General features: G+C 65.8%; 20 protein-coding genes and 1 pseudogene. 5 read left to right on the top strand and 16 right to left on the bottom strand.

The genetic code is table 11. The features are described 5' to 3' along the window. Positions 1–26: 26 nt before the first annotated feature. The 8 genes and pseudogenes from iolE to ACOXXX_RS07585 all read right to left on the bottom strand — a co-directional run bounded on the left by iolE (position 27) and on the right by ACOXXX_RS07585 (position 8,905). Positions 27–932, bottom strand: coding sequence for a myo-inosose-2 dehydratase (gene iolE, locus ACOXXX_RS07620; protein ID WP_422825966.1), 906 nt, complete (start codon positions 930–932; stop codon positions 27–29). Beyond that, a complete protein-coding gene (gene iolD / locus ACOXXX_RS07615) occupies positions 932–2,764 on the bottom strand; it encodes a 3D-(3,5/4)-trihydroxycyclohexane-1,2-dione acylhydrolase (decyclizing) (RefSeq protein WP_422825965.1) in 1,833 nt (610 codons plus the stop codon). Before iolD ends, iolE begins: the two co-directional genes overlap by 1 nt. Positions 2,765–2,826: 62 nt before the next feature. Next, a complete protein-coding gene (gene iolG, locus ACOXXX_RS07610; RefSeq protein ID WP_422825964.1) occupies positions 2,827–3,831 on the bottom strand; it encodes an inositol 2-dehydrogenase in 1,005 nt (334 codons plus the stop codon). Between the two features lie 87 nt (positions 3,832–3,918). Next, positions 3,919–4,692, bottom strand: coding sequence for an ATP-binding cassette domain-containing protein (locus ACOXXX_RS07605; RefSeq protein WP_422825963.1), 774 nt, complete (start codon positions 4,690–4,692; stop codon positions 3,919–3,921). Positions 4,693–4,703: 11 nt separating this feature from the next. Next, positions 4,704–5,786, bottom strand: a complete 1,083-nt coding sequence (locus ACOXXX_RS07600; RefSeq protein ID WP_422825962.1) for an ABC transporter permease — start codon at positions 5,784–5,786, stop codon at positions 4,704–4,706. A gap of 100 nt (positions 5,787–5,886) precedes the next feature. Then, positions 5,887–6,776: pseudogene (locus ACOXXX_RS07595) on the bottom strand (sugar ABC transporter substrate-binding protein). Positions 6,777–6,914: 138 nt separating this feature from the next. Beyond that, positions 6,915–7,709 (bottom strand): TIM barrel protein, encoded by a 795-nt coding sequence (locus ACOXXX_RS07590; RefSeq protein ID WP_422825961.1) that lies wholly within the window; start codon positions 7,707–7,709, stop codon positions 6,915–6,917. 167 nt (positions 7,710–7,876) lie between these two features. Then, on the bottom strand, positions 7,877–8,905 hold the full coding sequence (locus ACOXXX_RS07585) for a LacI family DNA-binding transcriptional regulator (RefSeq protein ID WP_422825960.1): 1,029 nt from the start codon (positions 8,903–8,905) through the stop codon (positions 7,877–7,879). A 153-nt stretch (positions 8,906–9,058) separates the two neighbouring features. Here ACOXXX_RS07585 and ACOXXX_RS07580 point away from each other — a divergent pair, with 153 nt between their 5' ends. Further along, on the top strand, positions 9,059–10,057 hold the full coding sequence (locus ACOXXX_RS07580) for a LacI family DNA-binding transcriptional regulator (RefSeq protein WP_422825959.1): 999 nt from the start codon (positions 9,059–9,061) through the stop codon (positions 10,055–10,057). Here ACOXXX_RS07580 and ACOXXX_RS07575 read toward each other — a convergent pair. Genes ACOXXX_RS07575 through ACOXXX_RS07565 form a run of 3 tightly spaced genes read right to left on the bottom strand, consistent with a single transcriptional unit; the run spans position 10,054 to position 13,257 of the window. Next, positions 10,054–11,211, bottom strand: a complete 1,158-nt coding sequence (locus ACOXXX_RS07575) for a Gfo/Idh/MocA family protein (protein ID WP_422825958.1) — start codon at positions 11,209–11,211, stop codon at positions 10,054–10,056. The two genes, ACOXXX_RS07580 and ACOXXX_RS07575, sit on opposite strands and share 4 nt — an antisense overlap. A gap of 40 nt (positions 11,212–11,251) precedes the next feature. Continuing rightward, on the bottom strand, positions 11,252–12,142 hold the full coding sequence (locus tag ACOXXX_RS07570) for a TIM barrel protein (RefSeq protein ID WP_422825957.1): 891 nt from the start codon (positions 12,140–12,142) through the stop codon (positions 11,252–11,254). Continuing rightward, a complete protein-coding gene (locus ACOXXX_RS07565) occupies positions 12,139–13,257 on the bottom strand; it encodes a Gfo/Idh/MocA family protein (protein ID WP_422825956.1) in 1,119 nt (372 codons plus the stop codon). The genes ACOXXX_RS07570 and ACOXXX_RS07565 overlap by 4 nt, the downstream gene beginning before the upstream one ends. An 83-nt stretch (positions 13,258–13,340) precedes the next feature. On the opposite strand from ACOXXX_RS07565, the gene iolC reads away from it, so the two are divergent. The 3 genes from iolC to ACOXXX_RS07550 are packed head-to-tail and all read left to right on the top strand — an operon-like array spanning position 13,341 to position 15,990. Next, on the top strand, positions 13,341–14,318 hold the full coding sequence (gene iolC, locus ACOXXX_RS07560) for a 5-dehydro-2-deoxygluconokinase (RefSeq protein WP_422825955.1): 978 nt from the start codon (positions 13,341–13,343) through the stop codon (positions 14,316–14,318). Positions 14,319–14,329: 11 nt separating this feature from the next. Further along, positions 14,330–15,169: a 5-deoxy-glucuronate isomerase gene (locus ACOXXX_RS07555; RefSeq protein WP_422825954.1), complete on the top strand. Its 840-nt coding sequence runs from the start codon at positions 14,330–14,332 to the stop codon at positions 15,167–15,169. Further along, complete coding sequence (locus ACOXXX_RS07550) at positions 15,166–15,990, top strand: class II fructose-bisphosphate aldolase (protein ID WP_422825953.1); 825 nt, start codon at positions 15,166–15,168, stop codon at positions 15,988–15,990. Before ACOXXX_RS07555 ends, ACOXXX_RS07550 begins: the two co-directional genes overlap by 4 nt. On the opposite strand, the gene ACOXXX_RS07545 is transcribed toward ACOXXX_RS07550, so the two are convergent. Together ACOXXX_RS07545 and ACOXXX_RS07540 are read right to left on the bottom strand one after the other, a co-directional pair. Further along, a complete protein-coding gene (locus ACOXXX_RS07545) occupies positions 15,987–16,295 on the bottom strand; it encodes a MocE family 2Fe-2S type ferredoxin (RefSeq protein WP_422825952.1) in 309 nt (102 codons plus the stop codon). The two genes, ACOXXX_RS07550 and ACOXXX_RS07545, sit on opposite strands and share 4 nt — an antisense overlap. A 30-nt stretch (positions 16,296–16,325) precedes the next feature. Then, positions 16,326–17,234 carry a fatty acid desaturase gene (locus ACOXXX_RS07540; RefSeq protein WP_422825951.1) on the bottom strand — a complete coding sequence of 303 codons (909 nt, stop codon included), beginning with the start codon at positions 17,232–17,234 and terminating at the stop codon, positions 16,326–16,328. Between the two features lie 325 nt (positions 17,235–17,559). On the opposite strand from ACOXXX_RS07540, the gene ACOXXX_RS07535 reads away from it, so the two are divergent. Beyond that, positions 17,560–18,567: a LacI family DNA-binding transcriptional regulator gene (locus ACOXXX_RS07535; protein ID WP_422825950.1), complete on the top strand. Its 1,008-nt coding sequence runs from the start codon at positions 17,560–17,562 to the stop codon at positions 18,565–18,567. Positions 18,568–18,574: 7 nt separating this feature from the next. Here the strand turns inward: ACOXXX_RS07535 and ACOXXX_RS07530 are convergent, their stop codons facing one another. From ACOXXX_RS07530 to ACOXXX_RS07520, 3 genes are all read right to left on the bottom strand, one after another. After that, on the bottom strand, positions 18,575–19,042 hold the full coding sequence (locus ACOXXX_RS07530; protein WP_422825949.1) for a CoA-binding protein: 468 nt from the start codon (positions 19,040–19,042) through the stop codon (positions 18,575–18,577). A gap of 51 nt (positions 19,043–19,093) precedes the next feature. Then, positions 19,094–20,641, bottom strand: coding sequence for a hypothetical protein (locus ACOXXX_RS07525; protein ID WP_422825948.1), 1,548 nt, complete (start codon positions 20,639–20,641; stop codon positions 19,094–19,096). Between the two features lie 257 nt (positions 20,642–20,898). After that, positions 20,899–23,196, bottom strand: a complete 2,298-nt coding sequence (locus ACOXXX_RS07520) for a xanthine dehydrogenase family protein molybdopterin-binding subunit (protein WP_422825947.1) — start codon at positions 23,194–23,196, stop codon at positions 20,899–20,901. Between the last annotated feature and the right edge of the window lie 17 nt (positions 23,197–23,213).

The following is a 23,213-nucleotide window of genomic DNA, read 5'->3' as shown; positions in this document are numbered from 1 at the left end:
CCTCCTGTGCTGTGACCTGCCGCGCGTCAGTCGGCGATGGCCAGGTTCGAGCGCGCGCAAATCTCGCGCAGGTGGTCATGGCCCATGCGCGAATATTCGAACGGCGGGGACTTGGCCGGGTCCTGTTCCGCCTCGACCACGATCCAGCCGTCATAGCCCATGGCCGCCAGCCGGTCGGTGATCTGCTGAAAGTCGATGCAGCCTTCGGGGTCGCCCGGCACCGAAAAGACGCCGCCCGCCACCCCGTCCAGAAAGCTGCCGTCGCGCGCCCGCAGCCGGTCCAGCACCTGCTGGCGCACGGTCTTGAAATGCACGTGGTGGATGCGGTCGCCCCACTTGTCCAGCACCGCCAACGGATCGGCCCCGGCGAACCACAGGTGCCCGGTGTCGAACAGCAGCGTCACCTCGGGGCCGGATCCCTCCATCAGCCAGTCGATATCCTCGGCATCCTGGATCATCGACCCCATGTGGTGATGATAGGCCAGCGTGACACCGCGCCCCGCCGTCCACTTGGCCAGTTCGGTGAGCTTCGCCCCATAGCCCGTCACCTCGTCCCGGCTGAGCTTGGGGCGTTGGCTGACCGGCGTCGCGATTTCGCCCTGCACGGTGTTCGAACATTCGGCGTAGACGATACAGGGCGCATTCAGGGCGGCGAACTGGTCGACCTGCAACCGCACGGCGGCCTTTTCCTCGTCAAGCGCGGCGCGCATGAGGTTGCCCGAACACCAGCCGCCGCAAAGCGCCACGCCGTAGCGGTCGAGGTAGGCGCGCAGCCCCTCGGTGTCGCCGGGCATGCGACGGCCGCGTTCGACCCCGGCAAAGCCGATGCGCGCGGCATCCTCCATCGCCCCTTCGGTGGTGAACGCCGCCGTCAGTTGCGGCAGGTCGTCGTTCTGCCAGGCGATCAGCGATATGCCCAGACGCACCGCCATCAGTCGGCCCTTTGCAGTTTCTTGTTGGCCTCGTACTGCGCGCGCGCCGCCTTGACCTCGGGCCGGTCCGACACTTCGGGCGCGCCGACCTCCCACCAGGTGCCGCCAGGATCGGTGCTGGGATAGGGATCGGTGTCGATCACCACGACGTAAGGCCCTTTGACGCCGTGGCGCTTGGCCAGCGCCTCCTCCATCTCGGCGATGGAGCCGACCTTGACGGCCGTTGCCCCCATGGAGGCGGCGTGGGTGGCAAAGTCGATGGCCGAAGGCTGGGCGTGCACCGTGTGGTCGAGCAGATTGTTGAACTCCGCCCCGCCGGTGCCCATCTGCAACCGGTTGATGCAGCCAAAGCCGCGGTTGTCGGTCACCACGACGGTAAAGCTGATCCCCATCATCGCCGCCGTGGCCATTTCGGAATTGGCCATCATGTAGGTGCCGTCGCCAGTGAAACAGATCACGTCGGCCTGCGGCTGGGCCATCTTGATGCCCATGGCGCCGGCGATCTCGTAGCCCATGCAGCTGAAGCCGTATTCCATGTGATAACTGCCGGGCTTGCCCGCCTTCCAGAGCTTGTGCAATTCGCCCGGCATGGTGCCTGCCGCGCACATCACCACGGTATCGTCGGTCGCCGCGCGCTGCACCGCGCCCACGACCTGCATATCGGTGGCCAGCGCGTTGGTGTCTTTGGGCGCATCGGTCAGGGGATCGACCGCGGCGAACCAGTCGGATTTGAGCGGCCCTGCCCCAACGTCCACCCGGTAGCCATCGAGCGCGCCCGACAGGTCCGCCAGACCGGTGCGGGCATCGGCCATGACCGGCAGCGCGCCGTGCTTGGCGGCGTCATAGGCCTGGACGTTCAGGCTGACGATCCTGCGCGCGGGATTGGCGAAAAGGCCCCAGGATCCGGTGGTGAAGTCCTGAAACCGCGTGCCGATGCCGATGATCACATCCGCCTCTGCGCAGACCGAATTGGCGGGGGTGCCGCCGGTCACGCCGATGGGGCCAAGGTTAAGCGGATGATCCCACGGCAGCGCCGATTTGCCCGCCTGGGTTTCGGCCACCGGGACGCCCGTTGCCTCGGCAAAGGCGCGCAGTTCCTCTGTCGCGCGGGAATAATGCACCCCGCCGCCCGCGACGATCACCGGCTTCTTGGCCTCGCGGATCACGTCCGCCGCGCGGTCCAGTTCGCGCTGATCGGCGCGCGGGCGGCGCTGGTGCCAGACCTGCGGTTCAAAGAAACTGGCAGGGTAGTCATAGGCCTCGGCCTGCAGGTCCTGACACATCGACAGGGTCACCGGGCCGCAATCGGCGGGGTCGGTCATTGTGCGAAAGGCGCGCGGCAGCGCGGTCAGCAGATGTTCGGGCCGAGTGATGCGGTCGAAATAGCGGCTGACGGTCTTGAAGGTGTCGTTGACCGTCGCGGTGCCGTCGCCGAAATCCTCAATCTGCTGGAGCACCGGATCGGGGCCGCGATTGGCGAAGACATCGCCGGGCAGCAACAGCACCGGCAGCCGGTTCACATGCGCCAGCGCCGCTGCGGTGACCATGTTAGTGGCCCCCGGTCCGATCGATGAGGTCACGGCCATCGCCCGGCGGCGGCGCAACTGCTTGGCATAGGCGATGGCGCAATGGGCCATGGTCTGTTCGTTGTGGCCCCGGTAGGTCGGCAGCGTGTCGCGCACGCCATAAAGCGCCTCGCCCAGGCCCGCGACGTTGCCATGCCCGAAGATCGCCCAGACCCCGGCGATAAACGGATCGCCATCCTCATTCATCTGCGCGCCCAGATAGCGCACCAGCGCCTGTGCGGCCGTCAATCGGAGGGTTGTGCCCATTGTCCTGTTTCCTTCGTGACGCGTCCGGGCCGTACCCACGCCTCGCGTGTCGTCCCTGTGGTCTATCCTGTGATTTCGCTCAGCTTCACGGTGCGTCCTTCGGCGACCGAGGCGAGCGCCGCATCGGCCAGCGCCAGCGCCAGCATGCCATCCTGCCCGGTCGTGGGCGGCGAGGTGCCGTTTTCCACCGCCTCGACAAAGGCTGCGATTTCATTGGCATAGGCCGCTACATAGCGGGTCATGAAAAAGTTCAGCAGCGGCGGCGTGCCGAACCCGTCCTTCCCCGCCACCTCGATATTGGCCTCGGCCATGTTGCGGGCACTGACCATGCCCTTGGACCCCAGCACCTCTATCCGCTGGTCATAGCCATAGGTGTCGCGGCGCGAATTGGTGATGACGGCCTGCCGCCCCGATGCGGTGCGCAGGATGACGTTGGCGCTGTCGTAGTCCCCTGCCTCGCCAATCGCTGGATCGACCAGGACCGACGCCTGGGCGGTCACGGTCTCGACCTCCTCTCCCAGCAACCAGCGCGCCACGTCGAAGTCGTGAATCGTCATGTCGCGGAAAAGCCCTCCCGACACCTTGATGTAGTCCAGCGGCGGCGGGCCGGGATCGCGCGAGGTGATGGTGATCATCTCGACCGCGCCGATGCTGCCCGCGTCGATGGCGGATTTGACCGCCCTGAAATCCGGGTCGAACCGACGGTTGAACCCGACCATGAGCGTTGCACCCTCGGCCTCGACCGTCTTCAGGCAGTCCTGTACCCGCGCGAGGCTCAGATCGACGGGTTTTTCGCAGAAGATCGCCTTGCCCGCGCGGGCAAACTGTTCGATCAGGTCGGCATGGGTGTTCGTGGGTGTGCAGATCGCCACCGCGTCCACATCCGCCGCGGCGGCGATGTCGTCAATGCTGCGGATCTCGCAACCGTAGCGGTCGGCGACCGCCGTCGCCGCCTCTGCAACCGGATCGGAGATCGCCACCAGTATGGCACCAGGGTTTGCCGTGACGGCGCGGGCGTGGACCTGGCCGATGCGGCCCGCGCCAAGGATCGCAAATCTGACTGTCATCGGGTGTCCTTTCTTCCCGCGTCTGCCCGCCCCCAACGGCCGGGGCGGCGTCAGCGCACGGCGGATTACTGTGTGGATGTGCCGGCCTCAGGCGGCGTCGGCATATTCGGGTTGGGTCTTGGCGCCGGTGATATAGGCCACGACATCCTGACCGTCGGTGTCTTCCTTGCGCAGGTTCGCGCAGATGCGCCCGCGCCGGAACACCACGATCCGGTCCACCAGGTCCATCACCTGCCGCATGTTGTGGCTGATCAGGATCAGCGGTTCACCTTGTTCCTTGAGCGTGCGGATGATGTTTTCCACCTGCGCGGTTTCCTGCACCCCCAGCGCCGCCGTCGGTTCATCCATGATCGTGAGCTTGGAATGGAACGTCGCGGTGCGCGCAATGGCCACGCACTGGCGCTGCCCGCCCGACATGTTCTGGATGGTGTTGCGGATGTTGGGGATCTTCACGGCGGTCTTTTCCAGCGCCGCGATGGTGTCGGCGCGCATCGCCTTGTAATCGAGCAGGCGAAACGGTCCGAGCCAGTTCCACTTGGTCTTTTCACGCCCCAGAAACAGGTTGTCGGACACGTCAAGGTCGTCGGCCAGCGCGAGGTTCTGGAACACCGCCTCGATTCCCGCCTCGCGCGCCTCGAGCGGGCCTGCGAAATGCACCGGCTTTCCGTCGAACAGCACCTCGCCCCGGGTGCGCTGTTCGACCCCAGTGATCTGCCGCACGAAGGTCGATTTGCCCGCGCCGTTGTCGTCCATGATCGCCACGTGTTCGCCCTTGCGCAGAGTGAAATTCGCGCCCTCGAGCGCATGCACGCCGCAATAGTATTTGGTCAGATCCCGGGTTTCCAGAATGATGTCGCTCATTGTCCGTCTCCTCAAGATCGCGCGGCGGCGCGTTGCTGACGCCATTTGTCCAGCACGACCGCGCTGATGATGATCGCGCCCATGGCCATGATCTGGAAATAGGCGTCGAGCTTGACGTAGGTGAAACCGGACTGGATCACGCCAAAGACCATCGCGCCCAGCACCGTACCGATGATCGACCCGCGCCCGCCGGTAAGGCTGACGCCGCCGATCACCGCCATGGCGATGGCGTAAAGCTCGTAGAAGAGGCCCATGCCGCTCTGCGCTGTGAGGTTCTTGGAACTCAGCACGATGGCGGCAAAGGCCGCCAGCATCGACGCGATCATGTAGACCATGACCTTGTGCCGCTTGACGTTGATGCCAGACATCCGCGCCGCATCCTCGTTCGATCCGATGGCATAGGTGTGTTTGCCATAAACGGTGTAGCGCAACAGCACGTGGCACAGGATCGCCAGCAGGGCGAACCAAACCACCGGCATCATCCCCGCCCCAAGCGCGGCGTAGCCGTCTGTCGGGAAGGATACGGGCTGCCCGCGCGTCCACCACTGCGCGATGCCGCGGCAGATCAGGAACATGCCCAGTGTGGCGATGAAGGGCGGAATGCGGGTAAAGGCGATGAACATGCCGTTGATCGACCCGATGAAAGCGCCGAAGGCCAGCCCCACCATCACCGGCACGATCACCGGCAGGTCGAAGGACCAGGCGCCGAAGACCGCCTTGGGGTTGGGGTTGCCGTTGACCAGTTCGGTCTGCGCAAACGACATCACGATCATCGCCGTCGCGGCCACCAGCGGCCCCGACGAAAGGTCGATCCCGCCCGAGATGATCACCTGCGTCACCCCCAGCGAAATGATCCCGATGATCGCGACCTGCAGGATGATGATCCTCAGCCGCGCTTCGTTGAACACGGTGTCAAAGCGGTCGTTGGTGTCGAACAGAAAGCTTTGCCCGTTCATGTAAGGCAGCAACTGTCCCAGCGCCTCGAAGATCGCGACGATGATGACGAGCGCGAGAAAGATGTTGAGCTCGTTGGGCCATTGCCGTTTGGAGCTTTCGAATTTCAACCCACCGGTCCCGTGCGTGGTCTCTGCCATGTCTGACACTCCTGATCGGTCTGCTGCGGTCTGCTGTGCGCGCCGGGAGGGATGGCGGCAGGGCTGGATCGCCCCGCCGCCGGTCCCGGATCCGCGCGGATCAGTTGCGGTCGAGGAAGTCGTCCAGGTTGGCCGGGGTCACCAGCTTGAACGGGATATAGACCTTCTGGTCCACCTCCTCGCCCCGGGCGAGCGCCAGCGCCGCGTCGACCGACCCTTCGCCCTGGCCGAAGGCATCCTGGAACACGGTCGCGTCCAGATCGCCCGCCTGCATCGCGACAAGCGCGTCCTGCGTCGCGTCCACGCCGACGACAACGACATCTTCCATCGACACGCCGTTGGCCTTCATCGCCTGGATAGCGCCGATGGTCATTTCGTCGTTATTGGCAAAGACCACCTGGAATTCCTCGCCCGAGGACAGCCAGTTGGTCATCAGGTCCTGCGCCTCGTCGCGCGACCAGTTGGCGGTCTGCTCGTCGATCAGGGAAATGAAGTTGCACATGTCCATGCCGATCACGTCCTTGACGTCCTTGGTGCGCTGCACCGCCGCCTGGTTGGACAGCTGACCCATCATCAGATAGCCCGAACCCCCCCCGCATGACCCATCGCGTGCAGCATCTTGCAGGCCTCGAAGGCCGCGAACGTGCCGGATTCGATCTCGTTCGAGGCGACGAAGGCCTGGTTGTCGGGCAGGCTGTCGACGTTGACCGGCTGGCGGTTCACGTAGACCAGCGGCACGCCTGCGCTGGCAGCGGCCTGGCTCATGGCCTCGGTGGCCGAGGTGTCGACGGCGTTGACGATGATCGCATCGACGCCGCTTGCGATGAAGTTGTTGATCTGGTCCAACTGCTTGGCCACGTCGTCCTGCGCATCCTCGACCTGCAGATCGACACCGTCGATGCCGGCGGCATATTCCACCATGCCGTTGCGCATGACGGTCAGAAAGTTGTCGTCGAACCGCGCGATCGACGCGCCGATGGTTTCCGCCATCGCGGTGGTTGACAGCAGCGACACGAGACCTGCGGCAATAAGGGTCTTTTTTTTATCAGTTTCGTCCTCCCAATTCGGTGCCGGCACACCCATTATTCTCTGCCGGTGCCCCCGTCCCCGGGGGCGGTTTCCCTTCGCTCAGGCGGCCTGGGCCCCGATCTGCGAAGAAATGAAATTCAGCGACGCGCGGATCGCGGTTTCGGGATCCGCCAGCGCGTGGGTTTCGGGCGCAAAGCATTCATAGGACACTGGCCCATCGTACCCCGCCTGCACCAATGCGCGCAGCTGCGCGGTGTTGCCCAGCCTGTCCCGCTCATCGACCAGCACGCGGTGCGCGTCCTTCATCTGGTCGAGCGTGAGTTGGGGATCGACCACCCCAGAGATGTGCACGATGCCGGTCTGCTTGGGGTAGATCGGCCCGCCCCCGGCCAGCGCATGGTGGAACGTATCATGCACGATCCGGAACACATGCTCTGCATCCAGCGCCGCGATGGTTTCCACCGTGTCCCGCTTTGAGCGCAGCGAAGACCGCGCAAAGCCGAGCGGTTCGATCAGCGCCACAAGGCCCGCATCCTCGACAATCGGGCGGATCTGCTTGAGCGCGATGCGCAGGTTGGCGTGCCTCTCGCCTTTGCCGGTTCCGGTGCCGTCGTTGCGGGGGATCAGGCTGATCGTCTCGGCGCCGCAGGCCCGGGCGGTGTCGCACAGGGCCCCGACCTCGGCCCCGATGGCATCGGACCAGGTATTAAACGGGTACACCTGGCTTAGCCCGACGATGCGCAACCCGCGGTCACGGGCCATCTGCCCGGCGTCGCCCGCGGCAAGCCCGTCGAAGAGCGGGCGGTCAAGATCATTGCGCAACTCGACCCCGATGCAGCCCAGCAACGCCGCCATGTCCAGCAGCGCGGTAAAGTCGTACCGTGGCAGGGTCATATGATTGAGCGCAAATTTCATCGCCGTCACACCCCCTTCCCCATCTGCGCGGCTTGTCCGTGCCGAGAAATCAGTGCGGCCGCGGGGTGATTCCGTCAATGTTGCGGCGCGTGGTTTGCATCAACCATGATGTTTTTCTGCGCGCGCAGAATGATGGTTTTCCATCACTACAGGATTTCCGGCAGGATGATCCGCGGCTCCAGAAAATGCTGTTCGACCGAGGTCGACATGGGATCGGACGCGGCCCGGATCGCCAGGTCGATCATGCGCTGGCACAGCTCGTCCAGCGGCGTGACGATGGCCATCTGCACGTAGCCGTCCAACAGCGCGGCGCGGCTGTCGGGGGTGATCTCGTTCACGACAAGGCTCACCTTGCCGGGCGGGCGCACCTGGCGTAGCGCGGCAATCGCCCCCTCCATCCCGCCGCCCGCCACATAGATGCCGCGCAGGTCGGGGTAGCGCTCGAGCAGGCTCAGAGTTGCCTCGTAGGTGACCTGCCGGGTTTCGAGGTTGACCAGCGTTTCGAGGGTTTCGAACCCCGAGCCGTGTTCGCGCATGAAGGCGCGAAACCCGACCTCGCGCAGGTCATGCCCATGCCAGCGGTTGCCGCCCACGAAGATCGCGAACCGCCCGGGCGGGGCGATCCGGGTCAGCATCCAGGCCGCCTGCCGCCCGACCTTGAGATTGTTCAACCCTATGTAACTGCGCCGAATTCCCTGCGCAAAGTCGTTCAGAAGCGAAAACACCGGCACATCGCGCGACCGCAATTCGCTGACCACCTTGTCAAGGCTCTGGTGGTTCACCGCCATGGCCGCGACCGCCTGGGATTCCTCTCCCAGACCGCCGATCAGCTCGGCGAATTCCGCCGGCGACTGGGACTGTGCAAAGCGGATGGTCACCCGCCCGCGGATATCGCTGCGAGAAGCCACGGCGCGCTCGATCTTGTCCCGGAACGCCTGAAAGAACGGCTGCCGTTCCTTGAGCAGGAGCACCCCAAGCCGCAGTTCCGGCACGTTGGCGTCGATGCGATAGTCCAACAACCCGCGGGCGTGATAGCCCACGTCGCGCGCCGCCTCGGCGATATTGCGCAAGGTCTCTTCGCGCACGTTCGCCCGACCGTTGAGCGCCCGGTCGATGGTCGCCGTGCTGAGCCCCGAGGCCCGCGCGACATCCTTGATCGTGGCCCGCCGTGCCATGCCAACTCTCCCGCGATTTGTCTGAACGCAGTTCATCACGAATGATGTCTTTTCGGCAGGTCCGGCGTTTCCAGCACCCCGAATTTGCAACTGGTTGCAAAAATCGCCATCCCCCGGTCAGATAGGCAGAGCGGATCAGCACAAAAGGACCCCATGCCAATCACCCTTCAGGATGTGGCGGCGCGCGCGGGCGTGTCGAAATCGGCGGTATCGCGCACCTTCACGCCCGGCGCGTCGGTGTCGGCCAAGACCCGCGCCAAGGTCGAGGCTGCCGCCGCCGAACTCGGCTATTCGCCGAACGTCCTGGCGTCGAGCCTCACGACCGGGCGCACGGCGCTGGTGGGGCTGATCTCGAACAACTTCACCAACCCCTACTTCCTTGAAATCTTCGACCACCTGACCCGCGCCTTGCAAGAGGCGGCACTTCGCCCGCTGCTGATCAACCTCAGCGCCGAAGAGGACGCGGCGAAATCGCTGACGATGCTGCGGCAATACAACGTCGACGGGGTGATCGTCGCGTCATCGACCCTGCCGCCCGACTTTGCCAAGGTGTTCCACGACGCGGGCCTGCCCGTGGTCCATGCCTTCGGCTGGTCGTCCGAGGCGCCGCAGACCGCGCGGGTCAGCATCGACAATGCCCAGGCCGGGCGGTTGGCCGCGCGCACGCTGCTGGAGCGTGGATATGCCAGCGTCGGCTTTCTGGGCGGGCCACGGGATGCGGCGACGACCCGCGACCGACTGCGGGGCTTCGACGCTGAACTGCGCGCCGCCGGGATGGCCCCGACGGTGCGCTATGCCACCGCCTATTCCTATGGCGCGGGCCGCACGGCCATGGGCCACGCGCTGGCGTCCGATCCGACGGTCGAGGCGTGGTTCTGCGGCGACGACGTGATCGCCATCGGCGCGCTGGACGCGGCCCGCGCGGCGGGCGTGACGGTGCCCGACGGCCTGGGGCTGCTGGGCCTCAACGACATGGACATGGCCGCCTGGGACCGGATCGCGCTGACCACGATCCGGCAACCGGTCCGCCGCATCGTCGCCACGTCGGTCGAACTGGTCCGGCAGGGGATCGAGGCCCCCGACACACCGCCGCAGATGGTGCTCCTGCCCTGCACGATGGTCGAGCGCGGCACGCTGCGGCCCAAGCGCTAGCGAAACATCGGCGGTCTGGCGTCGACCCAGGTGCCCTTGGCCTTACCGCTTTCGGCCACGGCAAAGACCGCCGCCATCGACCGCAACCCATCCTCGGCGCGGGGATAAAGGTTCGCGGCGGGGTCCATCGCCCTGCCCTCTTTGTCCGCGCGGATCGCCTCGGCCAGATCGGCATAGATGTTGGCAAAGGCCAGCGGCATGCCCTCGGCATGGCCGATGGTGACACGGGATGTGCGGTCGGCCTCGGGCGACAGGTGCGCCTCTCCGCGTTCGATCACCTGCACACGGCCCCCGAGCGGCATCCAGTAAAGCTGGTTGGGCTGTTCCTGCGCCCACCGCAGACCGCCCTTTTCGCCAAAAACCTGCAGCGACAGCCCGTGCTGGTTGCCAAGCGCGATGGACGAGGTCCAAAGCCGCCCGACCGCGCCGCCGTCAAAGCGCAGATTCAGCATCGCATCATCCTCGAGCACGCGGCTTTCGATGCAGCTGACGGTGTCGGCGCTCAGCCGTTCGACCTGCTGGCCGATCACGAACGACGCCATGTGCAGGGCGTGAATACCGCAATCCGCGAACTGCGCGCTGACGCCGGCCTGTGCCGGATCATAGCGCCAGCGCACCCGCGGATTGTCGGCATCGGCGGCGTCGGCGTGATGGCCATGCGCGAACTCGGCCTTGACCAGCCGGATGCGCCCCAGATCGCCGCGTGCCACCATGGCGCGCATGTGCCGCACGAGGCTGTAGCCGGTATAGCCATAATTCACCGCGCAAATCCGCCCGGTGTCGGCGGCGAGGCGCACGATCTCTTCGCCCTCGTCCACGGTCATGGTCATCGGCTTTTCGCAGAGCACGTGAAACCCCGCCTGCAAGAAGGCCTTCGTGATCTCGAAATGCGTGGCATTGGGTGTGGCCACGGTGACCAGATCGACGCGGTCGTCGCGGGCCTGTTCACCCGCCAGCATCTCCTGCCAGTTGCCATAGGCGCGGTCGGGGGTCAGCCCCAGCCGCTGGCCATAGGCTCGGCCCGCGTCGGGCCGGTGATCCAGCGCCCCCGCGGCAAAGTCGAAATGCCCGTCCAGGCCCGCGCCCAGACGGTGGGCCGGGCCGATCTGGCTGCCCTCGCCCCCGCCGATCATGCCCCAACGCAGCTTTGCCATACGCCTGTTCCTTTCCATGAATGCCCCCGCGCGCGGCGGGTCAGAATCCGATCGCGCGCAGGTAGTCGCGGTTGCGCCGCGCGTCGTCGATGGGCCGCACGTCCAGCGTCGGGTCGCAATCCTGTTCAACGGTGCACCAGCCATCGAACCCCGCGTCGGTCAGCACCTGCCGGACGGCGGGAAAATCGACGTCGCCCTGACCCAGGTTGCAAAAGATGCCCTGCCCGCAAGCCTTGTAGAAATCGGTACGGTTGGCCACGACATCCGCCTTCACCGCCGGGTTGATGTCCTTGAAATGCATGTAGGATATCCGGTCCACATGGCGCTGCATGAAGGCCACGGGATCATAGCCCGCATAGGAATGATGGCCGGTGTCGAAGCAGATTTTAAGCAATGCCGGATCGACCTCGTTCAAAAGCCGCTCAAGCTCGGGTTCGAAATCGACAAAGCCACCGGCATGGGCGTGGATCGACGCGGTCAGACCAAAATCCTCGGTCCCGATCCGGGCCGCGGTTTCGATGCGCTGCACGAAGGCTTTCCATTCGTCAGCCCCCATCTGTTCGGCTTCATCGGCTCGGCCCGCCGTCGGCGCGCGGCGGGGCGAAATGGAATCGATGAGCACGAAATGCTGCGCCCCGTGCGCGGCCAGCGACCGCGCCGTGCGGGTCGCGCCATCGACCACGTCATCCCATTTCGCCGCATCGTGGAAGGGCCGGAACACCACCCCGCCGATCAGCGTCAGCCCGTGTTCCTCCAGCGCCTCGCCCAATTCCGACGGGTCTTCGGGCATATAGCCGACAGGGCCCAGCTCGATGCCGGTATATCCCGCTTCGGCGCAGTCGCGCAGCACCTGCCGCCAGGGCGGATTGCGCGGATCCCCCGCGAATTCAACCCCCCAGGAACAGGGGGCGTTGCCGATCCGGATGGTCATTCTGTGCGCTCCTGCATCTCGCTGACATTGACCCAGCCGCCCCGCGCGGCCGAGGCATGCACGGCCTCGATCACCTCTGCGACGTCAAGACCGTCGCGGAAGGTGGACCAGACCGGCTGACCGCTGTGAATGGCGGTCAGGAAATCCTTGGCTTCGATGATGATCTGATCCTGATAGCCCGTCCCGTGGCCCGGCCCCTGGCAGAACGGCAGGTAGTCGGGATGCGCCGGGCCGGTCAGGATCTTGCGAAAACCGCGCGTCGCCTCGGGCCCGTCGGCCAGGTAAAGCCAGACCGCGTTCTGATCTTCCTGATCGAACCGGATTGCGCCCTTTGTACCCATGATTTCATAGGCATAGCCCATCTTGCGCCCAGTTGCCACGCGGCTGGAATAGATGTGCCCCATCACGCCAGACGCAAAGCGGCACATGATCTGGGCGTGATCGTCGTTGTCGACCGTGCCGCCGGGGCGGTCGCGGTGCACGGTTTCCACCTCGGCACAGACCCGCGCCACCGGCCCCATGAGCGCCAGTGCCGCGTTGATCGGATGCGGGGCCAGATCGCCCATGTTGCCGTTGGCCTGCCCGCGACAGCGCCAGTTGAAGGGCGCGTCGGGATCGGCCAGGAAATCCTCGGTATGTTCGGAGCGAAACCAGGTGATGTCGCCGATGGCGCCCTCGGCCAAAAGCTGGCGCACGAACTGGCTCGCGGGCGTGCGGATGTAGTTGAAGCCGGTCATGGTGACCACGCCCGACGCCTCGGCCGCGGCGACCATGGCGCGGGCATCCGCGATCGTGTCGGCCAGCGGCTTTTCACAGAAAACCGGCTTGCCCAGGGCCAGCGCGGCTTCGGCGATGGCGCGGTGGGTGTCCTGGGGGGAGGCGATGATCACCGCCTCGACCCGCGGATCATCCACCAGTGCGCACCAGTCGGCGGCCGCGCGATCGAACCCGAAAGCGGCGCGGTACCGCTCGGCACTCTCGGCGCTGGAGGCGGCGATCATCTCGAGCCGGGGTCGCAGGGCGGTGCCAAAGACGGCGCCCACCGACGCCATGGCCACGGCATGCGCCTTGCCCATGTAACCGCCCCCGACGATGCCGATTCCGATCTCGGTCATGTCGCCCCTCCCGTGGCTTTGCAACCGGTTGCAAAATGTGTATCGTCGGGATCGGAACGGTGCAACTCGAAACGAAGGTGGCCATGAAAGATCTGTCCCGCCTGCAGGGCAAGGGGTTCCTTATCATCGGGCGTGCGGGCATGGATTTCTATGCCGATCCGCCCGGCACCCGGCTGGAAGAGGCCACACGATTCACCGCAGCCCTTGGCGGATCGTCGGCCAATATTGCCGCCGGTCTGTGCCGTCTGGGCTGCGACGCGGCGCTGGTCACCTGCGTGTCCGATGACGCCATCGGGCGCTATTGCCTGGGCCAGCTGGACGCCTACGGAATCGACCGCCGTCATGTGCGGTCGGTGGGCGGTGAGGCGCGCAACTCGCTGGCGGTGGTGGAAACCCGGCTGCAGGACACGCAGTCGGTGATCTATCGCAACGGGGCTGCCGATTTCGCCATGACGCTGGCCGATGTGGAGGCCCTGCCCTACGCCGGGTTTTCGGCGCTGGTCACGACCGGTACGGTGCTCGCGGCAGAGCCTTCGCGGGGCGCCGCCTTTCATGCGTTCGAGCGGGCCAATGCCGAGGGGCTGCCGGTGATCTTCGACGTCGATTACCGCCCCTATTCCTGGGCCTCGGCGCAGGAGGCATCGGACGTCTATTCCCGCGCCGCGGCGCTCTGCGACATCGTGATCGGCAACGATGTGGAGTTCGACTTCATGGCCGGTTCGGCGGGGAAAGGCCTGGACAAGGCGCGGTACCTTCTGGCCGAGGGCGCGCAGATCGTTATCTACAAGATGGGTGAAAAGGGCGCGATCACCCTCACGCCAGAGGGCGAGACACGCACCGGCATCTACCGGACAGAGGCGCTGAAACCCACAGGCGCTGGCGACAGTTTCATGGCCGGCGTCCTGTCGTCGCTGGCCGAAGGCCGCGACCTGGCAGAGGCCGTGCAGCGCGGATCCGCCGCCGCCGCGATGGTCGTGGCCCGCGTCGGCTGTGCCCCCGCGATGCCCACGCCGGACGAACTCGCCGACTTCATGGCGCAGGCCAGCATGCGCCCAACCTGACAGGAGCCTTCATGCACATTCCGCCCTTCGACAACGCCAACCAGCCCATCGTGGATGTGGATCACCCGCTCGTGCCGCTGAACTACTTCAACATCGTCAATCTGCGCGCGGGCGAGGTGTTCGACTACCGCCTCGACGGGTACGAGACCTGCATCGTGCCCGCCACCGGCACCGTCACCGTCGAGACCGGAGGCCAGACTTTTGCCGATATCGGGCATCGCGGCACGGATGTCTGGGACGGCGATCCCGAAGGCGTCTATGTCCCCACCGACACCGGCGCGCGCATCACCGCGCGCACCGATACCGAGGTGTTCGTTGCCGGGGCCAGGTTCGCCGAAACGCTCAAACCCTTCGCGGTGCGCAAGGACGATCTGGACCTCGTGCAATACGGCAGCGACGACACCAAGACCCACCGCAAGATCAAGCATATCCTGGGGGCCGGTCATCACGACCGCGTGGGCCGGTTGCTGGTGTCCGAGTTGTTCACCGTCGGCGCGGGTGGCTGGTCTGGCTTTCCGTCGCACAAGCACGACACCGACCGCCTGCCGGACGAGACGCGCCATGACGAGACCTATAACTTCCGCTTCAAGCCCGACTACGGGTCCGGGCTGCAAATGCTGCAGCGGGAAGACAACGAACCGGGTGACGCCTATCACATCATGAACCGCTCGACCGTGCTGATCGACAAGGGCTATCATCCCTGCTGCGCCCTCCCCGGCTACGAGATGTATTATTTCACCATCCTGGGCGGCCTCTCGCAGCGCTCGCTCAAGCAGTATTTCCAGCCGACCCATGCCGAACAGTTGCATACCATTCCGGGGATCATGGACATGGTGGCCAAGTTCAAATGACCCGCGCCACGCTGTCCCAGGTGCTGCAACCCGCGCTGCGGGGCGGCCATGCGGTGGCGGGGCTGGTCTGCCTAGGGTGGGAAGATGCCCGGGCCTTTGTCGCGGCGGCCGAGGCCGAAGCCGCGCCGGTGATCCTGCAAGCGGGCCCCGGCGCCCGCAGGCACATGCCGCTTCCGGTCTGGGCCGCGATGTTCCATGCCTTGGCCGATGCGGCGACGGTGCCGGTCGTGTCGCATCTCGACCACGGTCAAAGCGCTGTGGAGTGCGAAGAGGCCATAAGGCTCGGCTTCACCTCGGTCATGTTCGACGGGTCGCGCCTGCCGCTGGACGACAATATCGCGCAAACCCGCGCGGTGGTCGAGATGGCCCATGCCGCGGGCGTGTCCTGCGAAGGCGAGATCGGGTTCGTGGGCTATCAGGACGGGGCCGAGGGCCTTGGCACCGACCCGGGCGAGGCCGCGCGGTTTGCTGCGGAAACCGGCGTCGATGCGATGGCTGTGTCCATCGGCAACGTACATCTGCAGACCGACCAGGCGGCGCAGATCGACAGGGACAAGCTGGCCGCCATCGAGGCCGCAACGGATGTGCCGCTGGTCATACACGGCGGGTCCGGCCTGCCGCATGCGCTGCGCCGCGATCTGGCCCGGCAGACGGCGGTCTGCAAGTTCAACATCGGCACCGAGTTGCGCATGGCCTTCGGCGCCGCCCTGCGCGACACGCTTGCGGCGCAGCCCCACACCTTCGACCGGATCGCTCTGCTGTCGGCGGTCGAACCTGCCCTGACCGACCGCGCCCGCGCCGTCATCCGGGATTTGCGCTAAACCTCGATCCAGACGCGCCCACCCTCAACGCGCGTCTTGTAGGTGTTGAGGTTCACGCAGGCAGGCGCGCGCAGCGCCTCTCCGGTGCGGTAATCGAAAGTGGCGTTGTGCTTGGGGCATTCGATCTCGTACGCCATGACCAGCCCCTCCTCCAGATGCACCTGCTCATGCGTGCACAGACCGTCGGTGCAGAAGAACGCGCCATCGGGGCTGTGGTAGATCGCAAAGGTCCGGCCGTCGTGATCGAAACGGATCAGGTCCTCTTGGTCGATGTCGTCGGTCGCGCAGGCGTCGATCCAGGGCATGGGGGGCCTCCTTTCGCTTGGGGGTCGGCGTCACTCGGCAGCGGTGCCCAGGGCGGCGCTGTGAAAATCCTCGCGGTAGGGCCGGGCCGAGGCCGGCAGATCGCGCTTCAGGAACACATCCTCATAGGCCAGTTGCCGCCAGAGCACCGGAAGGATTTCGGCATAAGCGTCCCAGATCGAGGTGTTCGCGGGCGGCAGGTCATGCTTGATGGCGGCGTGAAGCTCCGGCAGGCGGTGGTAAGGCACCATCGGGAACATGTGGTGTTCGACGTGGTAGTTCATGTTCCAGTAGATGAACCGCGACACCGGGTTGATCAGCACCGTACGGGAATTCAGCCGATGGTCGGTCACGTTCTCGGCCAGGCCCGCGTGCTGCATGATGCCGGTCAGCACATGGTGCCAGGCGCCGTAAAGCCGCGGCAGGCCGATCACCATCAGCGGCAGGATCGACCCCAGCGCCAGCGCCAGGCCGATCGTCGCCGCATAGATCGCCACCCAGATGCGCGCCACGCGGATCACCTTGGGCTGTTCGCCATTGGGGATATAGGCCGCCTCTTCGGGGTGAATGCGGCCAGACGCGTTGAAAAGCATCCGCCGCCAGCCGTTCCAGGCGTCGAAGAGGCCAAGGAAGTTCAGCGCGATCCGGAACAGCGCCGGGGGTCGCATCGCCACGATCTCGGGGTCGCGCCCGACGATGATCGTGTCGGTGTGGTGGCGGGCATGGCTCCACCGCCAGGACACCGGGTTGCGGACCATGCAAAAGCTCGCGATCTGGTAAAGCCAGTCGTTGTGGCGCCGGGTCTTGAAGGCGGTGCCGTGCGAACATTCGTGCCAGCGCGAATCCATGGCCGAGCCGTAGAGCACGCCGTAGGCCAGCCAGAACGGTGCCGCCCACCATGACGGCCAAAGCGCGATGCCGAGGCCCGCAAAAAGGATCATCGCCCGAACAGCAGGATGGTGTCGCGGATCGCGGGCTGGTCGCTGCGCTGCATCAGCGCCTTCATCTGCTTGCGCGGCACGTCGGTGTGATACCACGCCGCCGCCGCAAGGCCTGTGTCGACGGCGCGCCGTGCATCCGGGCCCAGAAGCGAATAGTCGCGCTGTGTCCTGGCCGTCTCCCCTGCGGTTGCTTCGATTCAGGCTAGACCTGGGATGCACGCTGGGAAAAATTTCCCGATGCTGATACCATCAAATCACATCAGTTGCGCCGCCAGGATTGATGGAATCACATCAGGAGCCCCGATTGCCCCGCAGACCGACCATCTTGGACCTTGCCCGGGCCGCCGGTGTCGGCACCGCGACGGTCGACCGCGCATTGAACGGGCGGGCCAACGTGTCGGCCCGCAGCAAGGCCGCCATCGCTGCTGCGGCAGAACGGATCGGCTACCACCTGCCCCCGGCGGCGGCGCTGACCGCCCCTGCCCGGCCCGACATCACGCTGGCCTTCGTGCTGCACAAGCCGTCGCAGGAATTTTACCGCCGGTTCGCAGATGAACTGAACGCCGCCTGCGCCGACTGCCGCACCGCACAGGTCACCCCCGACATCCGCTTTGCCGCGTCGCAGGCGCCCGACGATTTCGCCGACGCCATTTCCGCAGCGGCCCGCGCCGGACAGGCCGTCGCCGCCACCGCCATCAACCACCCCACCCTGTCGCGGCTGGTAGAGACGCTGGCGGCCCGGGGCACGGCGGTCTTTCCGCTGCTCAACGACTTTGCCGGGCGGGCCGGGGCCGGATACGTGGGGATGGACAACCTCAAGGTCGGGCGCATCGCGGGATGGATGATGGCGACGCAGCTGCAACGGCCCTGCCGGGTCGCCATTTGCGTCGGCGGCGCGCGCTGGCACGGCCAAGGTCTGCGCGAGGCGGGATTTCGCAGCGCGCTGCGCGACACCGGCCCGCAGATCGACCTTGCGGACACGATCGTGAACCTTGAAACTCGCCAGGTGACCTATGAGGCGACGCTGAACCTGCTGGAACGCCACGCCGATCTGGCCGGGATTTATGTCGCCGGTGGCGGGATGGAGGGCGCCATTGCCGCCCTGCGCGAGGCGCGCCCGCCGGGCAAGGTCGCGCTGATCGTCAACGAGTTGACCGCCGAAAGCCGCGCGGCGCTGGCCGACCGCTATGCCATCATGGCCATCGCCACCCCGTTGCAGCAGCTTTGCCGGGCGCTGGTCGACCGGATGGTCGCCGTGGTGCAGGCCGCCGACAAAACACCGCCCGCGCCATTGCTTTTTGAGCCGCAGCTTTACCTGCCGGAGTCGGTCTGAGCTGGGATCACAGCTTGGACGAGATCACCCCGGTGGCAAAGCCGCCCATGCGCAGCTCGCCGAACAGGCGCTGATATTCGATCTTGGGGCAGCGGTCCTGGATGACGTCGATGCCCTGCGCTTCGGCCTTTTGCGCGGCGTCGGCATGGGTCACGCCGATCTGCATCCAGACCGTGCGCAGCTTTGGCAGATGCGCCAGCGCCTGGTCGACGATCTCGGGCACCGCCTCGGGGCGGCGGAAGATATCGACCATATCCACCGGCTCGGAAATCTCGGACAGGTCGGCGCGCACGGTCTGGCCGAACAGCCTCTCGCCCGCATGGCCGGGGTTCACCGGGATCACTGTATAGCCCTTGAGCCCAAGGTAGCGCGCCACGTAATAGCTGGGCCGCACCGGGTTCATCGACACGCCCACCACGGCGATCACCTTGGTGCGGTTGAGGATGTCGCGAAGATAGGCGTCAGAATAGCTCATGCCGCCACGCTACACCGCGCCGGTGCCAGGCAAAAGGGCGATGTGGCGCGGCTAGCTGTCGGCCACGGTGATTTCCGGCTGCAGGCCAAAGACCTTGGCCAGTTGCGACAGGCGTTCCTTGACCGCATCGCTGTCGGGCACATCCGAATCGGCGCTGATTTCGAGCCGGATGGCCTCGGCCCCGATGTGCAGCCGGGCTTGGCCCAGGATGGCGGGCACGCTGGCGGAAAAACGGTGCCCGAGCAGTAGCGCGCGGCCCAGGAATTCGGCCTGTTTCAGCTCGGCCGCCGAAAGGATGTCCATCGCCGCGGTGTCGAGCTTGGCGGGTTTGCCGCCGTACCGCGCCATGACGGCGGCGGCCACATAGGCGCGTTCGGGATGGGTAAGGCCGATAAAGGGAAACTGCAGGATGCGCGCGAAGCTGTGGCTGGCGCGAATCTTCTGGTGATCGCGCCAGGCGATGTCGGTCAGCGCGCAGACGGCCATGCGGATGCGCCTGTCACTTTGCACCTCTCCGGGGAACAGCTCCTCGGTCCAGCGGGCCAGCGCCTCGGGGAAGTGAGGCACGCGCGCGCCGGGCAGGCCTGCGGCCAGCGCCCCTTCGATCAGCGGATCGCGATATTGTTCGTCGGTATCCAGTTGCGCGTAAAGCCAGCCTTCGCGCAGTCCCAGCGCCGAAAACACCACCTGGTCGGGTTTGAGTTTGCGCAGCACCCGCCACATCACCATGGCCGAGGCCGACAGCGTGTCGATCCGGCGGCTTGGCACGTCGGGCAGTTGCGCCACCTCTTCCAGCGTCATCTTTGCGATGGATTTCGCCAGGTCCGCCACCTCGCCCGCGGGCAGGGTATAAGCATGCACCACCGCGATGGGCCAGGAGTTCATCGCCATGTGCACCCGCGCCAGCGCCCGCCAGCCGCCGCCGACCGCGTAGAACGTGGGTTCGGTCAGCATCGGCGGCAGGTCGCTGCGCAGGATGTCGTCGATGCGCTTTTTCGCGGCATCGAAACCCTCGCGCATCATCGCACGCACCGGCAGCGCGCCCAGCGGCATGCTGACCTTGCGATCACCGACCCGGTCCCCCAGCGCTTCGGCAATCTCAAGGCTTCCGCCGCCGACATCACCGACCAGCCCGCGCGGCTGAAACAGCCCCGAGATCACCCCGAAGGCGGCATATGTCGCCTCTTCCTCTCCAGAAAGCAGCCGGGGGGAAAAGCCGGTTTCCGCCTTGATCCGCGCGATGAGGTCGGGCCCGTTCTTGGCCCGCCGCATCGCTTCGGTCGCGATGACATCGACGCGGGTGACGCCCATGGCATCGGAAATCGCGCGGAACCGCAGCATCGCATGCACGGCACGGTCCATCGTGTCCTGGGTGAAATGGCCGTCATCGTCGATGCCATCGCCAAGCGCCACCAGCGATTTTTCGTTGAAGCGGGGAAACGGCGCGCGGCTCAGATCGTCGTAGACCACCAGCCGCATGGAGTTCGATCCGACGTCGATGACGCCGTAATGTTCGGCCTCGCGCGCCTGAAACCGGGCGGTGTCGATCTCGATGGTACGCGGGTCGAAATGCGGCGTGACGGCGCCTCCGATAGGCATGTGGCTTCCTCCCTCGTTTGGGAAAGACCCTAGCACGCCAAGGCCAAACGGAAACCGGCATTCGGGATTGCGGGCAGTCTGACAAACGTCCAGACAAGAAAAAAGCGCCCAAGAAAATCTTGGGCGCCAGTACGGAACGAGGGACAGTGAAGGTCTCGCGGGGGTTCCGGACCCGCGGACATGAAAAACAGATAGGAAGGCCCTGCCTGGTTTAAAGGCGGGTCGCGAAAGCGTGATCGTTTACGCAGGTTTGCGCCTTATTCCGCGGCAATCCGCCCCTCTTGGAGCATGCTCCAGACCCTTTGCGGGGTGAACGGCATATCGGCCTGCCGTACGCCCCGCGCCCAAAGCGCATCCTGCACCGCGTTGGCCACCGCCGCCAGCGCGCCCACGGTCCCGGCCTCGCCACAGCCCTTCATGCCCATGGGGTTGGCGGTCGACGGCACCGGTTCGGTGTCAAAACCGATCATCGGGACGTCGCCCGCGCGCGGCATCGCATAGTCCATGAAGCTGGCCGACAGAAGCTGCCCCTCGTCGTCATAGACCACCCGTTCGGCCAACGCCTGTCCGATGCCCTGCACCACCCCGCCGTGCACCTGGCCCTCGGCCAGCATCGGGTTGATCAGGTTGCCGAAATCGTCGACGACCGTGTAGCGGTCAACACGCACCTCGCCGGTTTCGGGGTCGATCTCGACCTCGGCCACATGGGCGCCGTTGGGAAAGCTGCGCGCGGGCAGTTGCGATGTCGCCTGATGCACCAGCAGATCGTCGCGGCCCTTGTCGCGGGCCATCTCCGCCACCTCGAGCATGGTGGGCGTGAGGTTCGACCCCTCGGCACGGAACCGTTCGTCGTCAAAGCTGACGACGCTTGGGTCCACACCCGCCTCTTCGGCCACGAAGGCGCTGAATTTTTCGACGATATCGGCCACCGCGGTCAGCGTCACGTTGGTCTGGACCGTCACCGAACGCGACCCGCCGGTGCCGCCGCCGTTGGCGATGCGGTCGGAATCGCCCTGCACCACCTCGATCCGGTCGGCGGGAATGCCGGTCTGGTCCGACAGGAACTGCGCAAAAACCGTTTCGTGCCCCTGCCCGTTGCTTTGCGTGCCGACGTAAATCAGCGCGCCGCCGTCTTCGGTGAATTCGATCTTCACATCCTCGGACGGGGCGCCCAGGATGCTTTCGATGTAATAGCAAAGCCCCTGCCCGCGCAGCATGCCCCGCGCTTCGGACGCGCGGCGGCGATCGGCAAACCCGTCGCGGTCGGCCTTGGCGGCGGCATGATCCAGCACCCGGGGGAAATCGCCCACGTCATAGGTTTCCCCCACCAGCGTCTTGTAGGGAAACTGGTCCGGCTGGATGAAATTGCGGCGGCGCAGTTCCCACGGGTCGACGCCCAGTTCGCGCGCGGCGCGGTCCATCGCCCGTTCCAGCGCATAGATCGCCTCGGGCCGGCCGGCGCCGCGATAGGCATCGACCTGGGTGGTGTTGGTATAGATGCCTTCGACCTGCAACCAGACGGCGGGAATGTCGTAAACCCCTGTCAGGACACGGGAATAAAGCTGCGACTGAATAAGCTGGCCGAAGTTGGAGTTATAGGCGCCCAGGTTTGAGGTGGTGCGGGTGCGGAACCCGGCCAGCCGGTGATCGGTGTCGAACGCCAGTTCCAAGGTCGAGATCAGGTCGCGGCCCGCGTTGTCGGTCAGCATCGCCTCGCCCCGGTCGGACATCCAGCGCACCGGTCGTCCCAGCACCCGGGTGGCATGGCAGCAGACGTGGTATTCGGGATACGGCATGCCTTTCATGCCGAAGCCACCGCCGACATCTGGGTTGGTGACGCGCACCTGGTCCTCGCTCAGCCTCAGTGCGCGCACCAGATCGGCCTTCATGCCCCAGACGCCCTGGCCGTTGAAGGACAGATGCAGCCGATCGCCGTCCCATTCGGCGAAACAGCCGCGCGGTTCCATCGAATTGCAGATGATCCGGTTGTCGGACACCGTCAGGCTCACGGTATGCGCAGCGCTGTCGAACGCGGCCTTGGTCGCCGCCTCGTCCCCCAGCGCCCAGTCAAAGGCGCGGTTGTCTGGCGCTTCGGGATGCAGGGCCTCGCCGCCGGGTTCGAGCGCGGTGTGCACCGGCAGATCGTCATAGTCGAACGCGATCAGCTCTGCCGCGTCGCGGGCCTGATCCAGCGTTTCGGCAAAGACCGCGACGACCTGTTCGCCGACAAAGCGCACGCGGTCCTTGGCCAGCAGCGGGCGGACCGTGTGGGCCCCCATGCTGCCGTCGCGGTTCTTGATGAGCACAGCCGACATGCCCAGTTCCACCCCCGCCTCTTCCAGATCGGCGGCGGTCAGCACGAGGGCCACGCCTTCGGCCTCGCGCGCCGCGGATACGTCCAGTCCCGTGATCTGCGCATGCGCGACGGGCGAGCGAAAAAAGGCGCAGTGCAGGGCATCTTTCGGCGCGATATCATCCACATAGCGCCCCTTACCGGTCAGGAAGCGATTGTCCTCGACCCGTTTGACCGACTGGCTTTTGCCGAACTTGTCCATGAAACGCCCCTTCTGCT

Source organism: Thalassococcus sp. BH17M4-6, from assembly GCF_049323015.1.
In the GTDB taxonomy this organism is placed as follows: Bacteria; Pseudomonadota; Alphaproteobacteria; order Rhodobacterales; family Rhodobacteraceae; genus Puniceibacterium.
The sequence above is the reverse complement of the archived record's forward strand: the minus strand, read 5'-3'. Positions and strand labels throughout refer to the sequence as shown.